The 10926-nt window shown below is 40.1% G+C and carries 7 protein-coding genes; 5 read left to right on the top strand and 2 right to left on the bottom strand.

The window, feature by feature from the left end; genetic code table 11:
• Positions 1-64: 64 nt before the first annotated feature.
• Both GNE10_RS25065 and glp read left to right on the top strand, forming a co-directional pair.
• Positions 65-1342: a cell wall metabolism sensor histidine kinase WalK gene (locus GNE10_RS25065; RefSeq protein ID WP_185567627.1), complete on the top strand. Its 1278-nt coding sequence runs from the start codon at positions 65-67 to the stop codon at positions 1340-1342.
• A 114-nt stretch (positions 1343-1456) separates the two neighbouring features.
• The gene (gene glp / locus GNE10_RS25060; RefSeq protein ID WP_185567626.1) at positions 1457-2698 is read left to right on the top strand and encodes a gephyrin-like molybdotransferase Glp; all 1242 of its coding nucleotides are present in this window, start codon (positions 1457-1459) and stop codon (positions 2696-2698) included.
• Between the two features lie 255 nt (positions 2699-2953).
• On the opposite strand, the gene GNE10_RS25055 is transcribed toward glp, so the two are convergent.
• Positions 2954-4186, bottom strand: coding sequence for a cysteine desulfurase-like protein (locus GNE10_RS25055; RefSeq protein WP_185567624.1), 1233 nt, complete (start codon positions 4184-4186; stop codon positions 2954-2956).
• A 505-nt stretch (positions 4187-4691) separates the two neighbouring features.
• Between GNE10_RS25055 and GNE10_RS25050 the strand changes: the two genes are divergently transcribed.
• The gene (locus GNE10_RS25050) at positions 4692-4925 is read left to right on the top strand and encodes a DUF4327 family protein (RefSeq protein WP_099072628.1); all 234 of its coding nucleotides are present in this window, start codon (positions 4692-4694) and stop codon (positions 4923-4925) included.
• Positions 4926-5398: 473 nt separating this feature from the next.
• Here GNE10_RS25050 and GNE10_RS25045 read toward each other — a convergent pair whose 3' ends face one another.
• Entirely contained in the window at positions 5399-5650 is a 252-nt protein-coding gene (locus GNE10_RS25045) for a hypothetical protein (RefSeq protein WP_185567622.1), read from the bottom strand.
• 1323 nt (positions 5651-6973) lie between these two features.
• Between GNE10_RS25045 and GNE10_RS36425 the strand changes: the two genes are divergently transcribed.
• Entirely contained in the window at positions 6974-9358 is a 2385-nt protein-coding gene (locus tag GNE10_RS36425; RefSeq protein ID WP_311774847.1) for a PAS domain S-box protein, read from the top strand.
• A gap of 18 nt (positions 9359-9376) precedes the next feature.
• Entirely contained in the window at positions 9377-10849 is a 1473-nt protein-coding gene (locus GNE10_RS36420) for an ATP-binding protein (protein ID WP_311774848.1), read from the top strand.
• The last annotated feature ends 77 nt before the right edge of the window (positions 10850-10926 follow it).

Here is a 10926-nt window from a genome sequence, read left to right as displayed (position 1 = left end):
GAGATGGGGAGATGGGGAGACGCGGGGACGCGGGGAAAAACAAATGACTAATGACTAATGACTAATGTTTGAACATAGCCGCCGTAATCTTGCTCACTGGTTTGCCCTGTCGATGGGTGGAATTTTGTTTGCCTTTGCTGGGGTGGGTTACTGTCTGAGTGTGGAAGAACAGTTGCGGGTTTTTGATGACGAAGTATTTTCACAAAGTAAGGCTTTTGCTGCTAAAACTGAATACTCGTTTTATCAAAGTCAATGGCAAAATCAGCGCAGCCAACAAAGTTCTCTGGAAAACGGTGCATCGTTAAATGGTGGGCTGGTGTACGCTCGATGGTACAACTCTAAGAAACAACTGGTGCAATTTATTGGTTCGTCTGGCGATAAACAACTAATGACTGAACCAGGATTTCACACGCTGCAAACAGCACTCAACTCAGATTATCCTACTCAAACCACTTGGGTTCGCCAAGTTACGCTTCCTGTTTTGTCAGATAAAGAGTTAATTGGCTATTTCCAAACGGCGGTTCCCATGAACTCTTTACGCAATAGCTTGAACCAAGCCCGCTTGTTTTTAACTTTGGGGGTTCCTGTGACTTTTGGTGTGATTGGAATTACGGGTTGGTTTTTGGGCGGGTTGGCGATGCGCCCAAGTTTGCGGGCTTATAAGCAATTGCAACGATTTACGGCTGATGCTTCTCATGAATTACGCGCACCGGTGGCTACGGTATTGAGTAATGCCCAGGTTGCTTTGATGCCACCGGAAGATTTATCGGAACAAAGATTGCGGTTGCAAAATATTGCTGAAACTGCTAAATCCATGAGTACGCTGATTAATAATCTGCTTTTTCTGTCGCGTCATAATGGTTCGCTGACGGACACGATATTAAAACCCGTTGATTTGTGTGAAATTTTAAAATCCTTGAGTGAAGATTTTGCAGCTCAGGCTCCTGCCCAAAATCTGAATTTTAATGCAAGATTTCCAGAACAACCCGTAATGTTAGAAGCTGATGCCAATTTGCTCAAACAAGCGGTGATTAATCTCTTGACTAATGCTTTCAAATATACGCCAGCAGGGGGTAAGGTGGAATTATTACTTTTTACCCAATCTCACTGGGCAGTAATTCAGGTGAAAGACGATGGTATTGGGATTCCGGCTGCTGATTTACCACATATTTTCGATCGCTTTTATCGTGTAGATACTGTTCGATCTCGGCAAACTGGCGGCTTTGGATTGGGACTAGCCATCGCTCAACAAATTGTGCAAGGATACAATGGCCAAATCACTGTGAAAAGTACAGTTGGTCAAGGTTCAATTTTTCAAATTAATCTTCCCCTCAAAGTTTGAGTTGAGAAAATATTGGCAGCGTAGGCACTGGGCGATATCAGTACATCAGTTTGTTCTGTTGTGTGCGATCGCTATACTGATTAACTTAAGAGTACCAAACTAAAGCCATTAGTTATGCTATCAGTCAGCAATGCACAAGCAATAATCTTAAATTTGGTGCAGCCGTTGGATAATCAACGGGATACAGAAGTTGTAAATTTATTAGCGGCTGCTAGTCGAATTTTGGCAGCACCAGTCAGCAGCCCTCTAGATTTCCCCCATTGGGATAACTCGGCGATGGATGGGTATGCAGTCCGATACGAAGATGTGCAAGACTCCAGCGCCCAACAACCAACAGTTTTGGACATTATTGAAGAAATTCCGGCCGGATATCAGCCTCAATCTATCATTGGCAGAGGGCAAGCGGCGCGGATTTTCACAGGTGCCGTTATGCCAGCTGGTACTGATACTGTTGTGATGCAAGAAAAGACGCGTCGAGAAGAAAACCGCGTTTTCATCCTTGCTGCGCCACAACCCCAAGAATTTGTCAGACATAAAGCATCTTTTTACCAAGCTGGAACACAACTACTACCAGCCGGTATTCAGTTAAATGCCCCAGAAATCGCCGTTTTAGCAGCAGCCCAGTGTTCGCAATTAAATGTTTACCGCCGTCCACGTGTGGCCATTTTTTCTACTGGCGATGAGTTGGTAACAGTTAATCAATCGTTGCAACCAGGGCAAATTGTGGATTCTAATCAATATGCGCTGGCTGCTTTAGTCAGAGAATGTGGGGCGGAACCATTACTATTGGGCATTGTCAAAGATGAACCAGTGGCCCTGAGGAAAGTTATTACCGATGCAGCTGCGATCGCTGATATAGTTCTATCTTCCGGTGGTGTTTCAGTGGGAGATTACGATTACATTGACAAAATTCTCCAATCACTAGAAGCCAAAATCCACTTTCAGGCTGTAAATATCAGGCCAGGTAAACCCCTCACTGTCGCCACCCTCCCCACTCCCCACTCTCCCCTCTACTTTGGCTTACCAGGAAATCCTGCATCAGTATTAGTAACTTTTTGGCGGTTTGTGCTACCAGCCATCAAAAAACTTTCAGGAATTCAGCAAGGTTGGGAACCAATATTTTTAAAAGTGCCATCGTATGATGAATTGCGATCTGATGGTCAGCGTGAAACTTATCTTTGGGGAAAATTACATCTAAATGATGGAATTTATCAATTTCATAAAGCTAGTGGTAGTCATAGTTCTGGTAATTTAATTAATCTCGCTCAAACCAATGCTTTAGCAGTTATTCCTGTGGGTAAAACATTAATTTCTCCACAACAAGAGGTACAAGTTTTACACTTAACTATTCCTTAAAACCCAGATTCCACAGGTAAGTTGAAAAATCTTGGAATTTTCCATTGACTGTTGACTGTCAACAGTCTTCTATGGAATATTTTTTTACTTGGAAGTCCCTAACTTCATGTGAAAGGTTGATCCATTTCATGGGTGTCCCCCATATTCCATGCTTGAAAAAGCGATCGCTCATTGGTAAGATTTGGGAATCATTGGTTCCCATTTGGTACAACTGCTATAACTCCTAACTCCTAACTTTTAACTCCTCAATCAACATTAAAACACCTGCTCAAAAGCCTCAATTAACCGATTAACTTCCTCAAGGGTGTTGTAATGTACCATACTCACTCTCACAATTCCACCTTGGGATGCTAAACCTAAATATTCAATTAACCGTTTAGCATAAAAGTCTCCGTAGCGAATTCCAATATAATGTTTGTCAATTTTTGGCGGAATTGTTGAACTATGGATGCCATCGACGACGAAAGATATAGTCGGGACGCGGTAATTGCGGTCAGCTTTTGGTTGACCGATGATTCGGACATTAGGCTTGCTGTTGAGGTAATTTAGGAGGCGATCGCTAATCTCTTCTTCATGTATACTAATTAAATCAAATGCCTGCACCATTTGATTTCTCAAATCCGTTGCAGTTTGATTATCGTAGTGAATTTGTGCTAGTTCGCTGAGATAATCACATAAACCCAACATGCCATAACTTAATTCAAAATTGACATTTCCTAGTTGAAATTTATAAGGTATATCTGTTTGGGAAATAAAATAATGGTTCAGCCCAGGCAATCTTAATAAATGTTCTTTTTTACCATAAAGTAAAGCATGATGTGGCCCGTAAACTTTATAAAAACTTAGAGTATAAAAATCAACATCTAAATCTTGGACATCAATCAATCTGTGTGGTGCATAAGCAACACCATCGACGCAAATCATAGCATGGCGATCGCGTACAAATGCAGCAATTTCTTTAATAGGGTTGATAGTTCCTAAAACATTAGAAGCATGAGTTAAGGCTACTAATTTTGTGCGCTGATTCATCAATGTTTCTAAATCTGCTAAATCGAGTTCCAAGGTGTCTGGACGAATTTGCCAGACTTTAATCTTTATTCCTTGTTTTTCCAAAGCAACCCAAGCACCAATATTTGCCTCATGGTCGCAATTAGTAACAATAATTTCATCACCTGGTGTGAAGGTTTGACCTAAACAAATTGACAAAACTCTTAACATCATCGTAGTAGATGGCCCCATTACCACTTCTTGGGGAGAGTTGGCATTAATCAAAGTAGCTATTCCCCTAGTGGCTAAAGCTAATCGTTCTCCTGCAAGTTGCGAAACTCCATAAGAAGCTCCCAACTGAACATCAGAAGTTAAGAGAAATTCGCTAATTCTATCTACTACTTTTTTCAGAGTTTGTGAGCCGCCAGCATTATCAAAAAAAGTCCATTCACCAGCCAGGGCAGGAAAATATTGACGAACTTTATCAACATTCAGGAGCATGGTAGAAATTCTCTAGAGAACGTTCTTTACACTAGCTTATATTTTGGCAAGTCGCCCAGAGAACGTGTCTATCGTTTTTTGTTTACAGTTTGTCATACCAGCTTTCTCACCTTGCAAAAACCTCTATCTGAAGGGGTATACTTAGAAGACAAAAGATGATCTTACTCACATATCTTGTTTCCAACAAGCATTAATGTCTTGATTCTTCACAATTTTTCTGAATTTTTTTGATAATTTTAAGGTAGAGTCAAAGCAAGTCTTGTTTAGATTCTGAGAGTAGATTTTAAGGAAAATCAAGTACACAAGCTAAATTGCAAAACTAGCTATTAAGCTTGTTTGCTTCTTTGAAGTTTCCTTCGCCCTTGGTGTTGGCAAAGCCAAATGCTCGCAAACACGGGTTAGCTGTGCCATAGTCCCAAGTCAGTGGTCTAATTTCTCAGCTAATTTTGTATTTTGAATTGTGAATTTTACTGTAATTCCTTGATTAAAAACAAAGGAACAATCTATGAAAACTACGGTTAAATATGACATCAAGCTGATCAAGGAAGAAGCACTTGAACTTGTTAAAAAGAAACTTGTTAACCGTCAGCAGCAAATTTATACTCTGTGTAAATATATTCCTCATCGGGACTGGATTAATTTTGAACTTGAGCTAGAAAAAAATGAATTTCTACTCAGAGATAGAATTATTGATTTACTAGAACATGAATCTTGGGATGAAGACGGAAGCTGCATTTAAAAGCTGATATTATTAGCAACACCGTAATAAAAAGCAATTACAAATTAACTTTTCAAAGCGAAAAATCTTTAAATTGATTCGGGATTTAACCTTTTTCAAAAAACAAGGCAGTCCCGATGAACTTTGTACATCACCAAGGATGAAAATGTTCTTTCCCCCCACTCGGTACTCAATACGGTTTGGATAAGCAGTATGAAGTTCCCTTGTGGTCTGGGAAAAGGTTAAGGGGTAAGGGGTAAAGGATGTATTGGAAACCTTTACCCTTTCCCCTTTCCCCTTTAACCGAACCGTATTGAGAGTTTCCGAGCGTCGCCTCAAGATTGCTGAATTCTGTATTCTGAATTCTGTATTCTTCTTCAAGGTTTTGTGTTAGGTAATACTTAATAAGCAGACTATAACCTAACATTTTTTATCAATTCATTACTGAAATACATACTAAGAAATTATACCTATCTTAAATCAGATAAGTTGTATTAGGCAGGTAACTCTTGTAATCCAATCCATCCACTAATGGATCGCCGTTGCCTTGCGTAGCTAAATGTATTAGTATGTTCTGCTTTTTGTAGTTTATTAGGTAATTTTCCCATAACTGTCTCTGCAAACGAACTCACTTGATTCTGTTCATAAACAGGCATTTCTTGCCAACAGTGGCGACAGAACCAGTAAGTTTCTCTACCACGTAGATGTTCTAAAAGTAATCCGGAACAGCAAGGACAGTAATTCATATTTTGTCAAATCCTGTTAATAAAAGTGTTATTGCAAATCCAGGCAGTCAGTTGATAAAGCCGTAATTACTTAAACTAATTTGTCTATATTTTGACTATAGTCTCAGAATGTGAGGAACTTGTGAGGAAATTTAAAATACTTATTATTTTTTATAATATTTATACACATTTATTGAGTAATCACCCCAGGGTATTGAACTATTTTCTTCTAAAATCCTGAGGATTGTTGACTGTTGACTGTTGACGGTTCACAGTTAACAGGAGCCACTGTGGTCTCAATACTGCTCGCTTTGTGCATTTTCAACTCGGAATTTGATTTTGGGAAAAGGTTAATGGTTCGACAAGCTCACCAACCGGGTAAAGGGTAAAGGTTTTTTCTTTCCCCTTTCCCTTGCCCCTTTTCCCCAAAACCCGACAAGTATTGACTGTGGTCTTGGGGGGGTGAACGAAATTTTGTGTGGGATTTCTAGCTAAGTATCCAAAAAATTACCCTCCACACTCCCCACACTTCCCACACTTCCCACACTCCCCACACCTTTTTTCGCTCACCCGTCTTGGGGTTCCCCGACTTGTTTGCCAGAGACAGGCGCGTGTATCTGTCACATTCTTTTCTCAAATTAGGATAGATTATTTGAATTTCCCGTTTTTATCGATGTTCTGATAGTCTTAGCGAAATACCGTAACTCTTCGCGTAGCATAAGGAAAAATATTTATTTCATAACAAAAAAATCAACTTTTCAATGAACTTGACTTTCATTTACATACTTCGGTTTTTTTTGCGCCATTCTACTAAGTTGGTGCTGAATTTGTGTAGTCTAATTCTCTACCTTATGGAATAGAAAAGTGACCACCGATACTCCTTGAAAGAATCCGAAGCATTACACGCGCTGGTGACTTTTTTATTTACAATTTTATTTGTCTTCCCATGTTTTACCCCAATTCCATACTGGGGCTGTATTTCATGCCTCGAATGCTATTATCAATTGCCAAAATTTTATTCTACGTAATACTACAAGCCCGTTAAATAAGGTAATCTCTTTAAATAACAGCTCATCTATATTGAATTTGACAATAGAATGAGTTTGTCTACTCTGAAATTCTATCTTCTCTCTACTTGGCGTTCCTGGCTTAGTTACTAAATTGTGCTGTTTTTCCTGTATTCGTTTAGTGAAATTTACAGGGCATACTTATCAAAATCCTTAATTACTTGCTTATTTCCAGACAAAAATTATTGATTGGCAAGATTTTACCGACTTTTATTTATGCTAGCTTCTGCTAGTTCGTCCTGTTATCAACAAGATAATTAGAATTGACTGATTAACTATGCAATTCAACGAGCGGCTGATTGATTTACCTACCTTATATCATGTTATTAATCGTACTCCCATAACGATTAATCCTGATAATTATGTAGTCGAAGCTATTGTCTTAATGAATCAGGAAAGATGTCATAAATATGCACAATCTAGTTATATATCATGGGATTTCAGGCTACAAGAGCGATCGCTAACTGATTGTGTCTTGGTTATGGAAGCAGGAAAATTATTAGGTATTTTTACACAACAAGATGTAGTCAGACTCATAGCTTCTGCAATTGATTTATCGAGGACAACAATGGCCGAGGTGATGAGGCAGCCAGTTGTTACCCTGAGAGAATCAGATGCTCAAGATATTTTCATGGTCTTATCGCTGTTCCGCCACCGCCAAATTCACCATTTGCCAGTTTTAGATGATGATGGGCAATTGGTAGGAATCATCGGTGAGGCTGACTTGCTACAAGCGTTTGATTTAGTCAAAATGGCTGGGGTTGTTGAAGGATTGCAACAATGTTTCCAAAAACCCACAGATGAGTTTACCCAAGCTAATGAGCAAGTTGAAATAGACCAAATGCGCTACCAAACTCAAAATTACTTGAAACTATGGGTTGAGGCACAATCTCGTGAAATTATCCAAGTTAATCAGCAACTTCAGCAAGCCCTAGAAGAATTTCGGACGACACAAGAGGAACTGCGGCAACAAAATGAAGAACTGCTGACTGCTCGCGAGATCATAGAATTAGAGCGGCGGCGTTACCAAGATTTGTTTGAGTTTGCTCCAGATGGTTACTTGGTAACTAATACAGCAGGTGTTATCCAAGAGGTTAATCATACGGCAGCAACGTTGCTGGCTATGTCCCAAGAATATTTGTTAAACAAACCTTTAGTATTGTTTGTTGCTCAGGAAGACCGCCAGACTTTTACCACCCGATTGAAAAATTGCCAGCAGGTACAAGAGTGGGAAATTAACCTCAAACCACAGAAAAAGAAACCTTTCCTGGCTAGGATTAAAGTGACTGCGATTTACGACTCACAAAACCAGCAAATTGGCTGGCGGTGGTTACTTTGCAACATTACCGAACGGCAACAAGCAAAAGAAGCACTGCGCCAAGCTCACAATCAGTTAGAAAGACGAGTGGCAGAAAGAACAGCAGAACTTGTTTTGTCTAACGCACTGTTGCAAAAAGAAATTAGGCAACGCCAACGGATGGAAGAGGCATTAAGGCAAAGTGAGAACCTCTATCGCCAACTGGTAGAAAGCCAAACGGACATTATTATTCGCATTGATTTGCAAGGGCGTGTGACCTTTGCCAATGCGGCTGCTTGTCAAACCTTTGGTTGGAGGGCAGATGAGTTTCGCACTCAGTCGATTGTTGACTTTCTTCATCCAGATGACTTACCGCAAGCCAAAGAAAATATCACAAGTTTAATATCTTCCTCTTGTATATTGACAACTGGTGAACGACGTGCATTCACTGTTAACGGTATTCGCTGGTTTCAATGGAAGAGTATTGGGATTAGAAATGAAGAAGGAGAAATTGTTGAAATTCAAGGGGTAGGGAGAGACATTACCGAACAGCAAGCAGCAATGCGCGATCGCCAAATTGCCGAAGAAGCACTGCGCCAAAGTGAAGAGAAATTCCGCTATTTCGCCGAAAATACCGAAGCAGTGATTTGGATTGCTAGCGCTAATTCATTGAAACCTTTGTACATTAGTCCTGCTTATGAAAAAATTTGGGGTCGTTCTTGTGAGATTTTGTTTGAGCAACCAGAGTTTTGGATAGATACGGTTTATCCAGACGATCGCCAATGCGCCAGCCAATTCATAGAACAACTGCTGAAAAATCAGTCGGCTTCAGCAGAATATCGAATTTTCCAACTTGATGGCTCCTTACGCTGGATTTGGAATCGGGGCTTTTCTGTGTGCGATGGCGAAGGAAAAATTAACTACTACAGCGGTATCGCCGAAGATATCACAGAGCGCAAACTCGCGGAAGAATCACTGCGCGAAAGTGAAGCGCGATTGAATTTAGCTCTAGAAACTGCCCACATGGGCATCTGGGACAGGAACCTCAAAGCCAACACCGTTATTTGGTCTGCCAATATGGGACTACTTTATGGTTTGCCCTCCGGTAGCCCATGTCCCAGTTTTGAAGAGTACCTAAATTTAATCCATCCAGAAGACCGAGAATCTGTGATTGCCAGCATAACTCGCGTTTTTGAAGAAGGAAGAGGAACCATAGAGTATCGAGTCGTCTGGTCTGATGGCAGTATACACTGGTTAAACTCCACAAGCCAGGTATACCATAACGAAATCGGCGAGCCGATACGAACCATCGGTACAAACAGAGATATCACCGAACGCAAACTCAACGAACAAAAAATCTCCTAACAAGCGGCTCTACTTGATATTGCCACCGATGCCATATTAGTCAGAGATTTCCAATTCCAAATATTATTTTGGAATAAAGGTGCAGAGCGGATATACGGTTGGCTCTCCAAAGAGGTGCTGGAAAAAGACTCTAGAGAGATTTTGTTTGCACCAGAAACTCAAACGCAATTAGAAGTGCCCCTAAAAAGTGTCATTGAAAAAGGTTGTTGGCAAGGTGAGTTAAATAAAATTACCAAATCTGGTAAGAAAATTGTCGTTGAAAGCCGTTGGACATTAATGCAGGATGGAAACGGTAAACCCAAATCCATCCTCTGTGTTGACACAGATATTACAGAAAAAAAACAACTCCAAGAACAGTTTTTTCGTACCCAGCGATTGGAAAGCGTTGGTACTCTTGCAGGCGGCATTGCCCACGACTTGAATAATATATTGACGCCAATTTTAGCCGCATCTCAATTGTTACAAAACAAATTGTTTCAAGAGGAAGAGCGTTGTCAACAACTAATGACACTTGTAGAAAGCAACGCTAGACGCGGGGCGACATTAGTCAAGCAAGTCTTATCCTTTACGCGAGGATTTCAAGGAGAGCGCAGAATTATCCAAGTTGAGTATTTGATTTCAGAAATTATCCAAATCACTCAGCAAACATTTCCTAAATCCATTGAATTTTCCACAAGCATCGCAGAAGATATTTGGGCTGTCACTGGAGACACAACACAACTACATCAAGTATTGATGAATCTCATAGTAAATGCCCGTGACGCTCTCCCAGATGGCGGCATTATCGCTATTTCTGCAACCAATCAGTTTCTTGATGAAACTTATACAAAAATGAATCTTGATGCCAAAGTTGGTAATTATATTGTGATTACTATTACCGATAATGGAATAGGCATACCGCCAGAAATATTAGATAAAATTTTTGAGCCATTTTTTACTACAAAAGGCGTTAATACAGGGACTGGGCTAGGACTTTCAACTGCACTTGGGATTGTTAAAAGCCACGGTGGTTTTATTAAAGTATCCAGCCGAGTTGGTAAAGGTAGCAAATTTCGAGTTTTTTTACCAGCGGTGCAAGCAACGGAAGTACTGAATGTAGAAAATTTAGAAGCGCATACAGGACAAGGAGAATTAATTTTAGTTGTAGATGACGAACCTCAAATTCGTGAAATTGCTCAAATCATCCTCGAAAATCACAATTATAAAATGCTCGCTGCCAGTACAGGCATTGAAGCCATTGCCTTTTATGCCCAGTACAAGCATCAAATTAAAGCTGTATTAATGGATATCATGATGCCAGAAATGGATGGGATCATCGCTATTCGCACCTTACAAAAAATGAACAAAGAAGTTAAAATTATTGCCTGTAGCGGTTTGAATTCAATGGAAATGTTGACCGAAGCTGCTGATACCAAGGTGCAAGCAGTTTTATCAAAACCGTACACAGCAAAAGAATTGTTGAAAATATTAGACCAAATATTTAGAAATTAAGAATTTAGGTTAAGATTTGTTGACTGTTGACTGGGAAGAGGATGGGGAGGCAATAGGGTTCGGGGAAAGGGGAAAGG

Origin of the sequence: Nostoc sp. 2RC (assembly GCF_014222165.1) — a bacterium.
GTDB classification, from domain to species: domain Bacteria; phylum Cyanobacteriota; class Cyanobacteriia; order Cyanobacteriales; family Nostocaceae; genus Nostoc; species Nostoc linckia.
The sequence above is the reverse complement of the archived record's forward strand: the minus strand, read 5'-3'. Positions and strand labels throughout refer to the sequence as shown.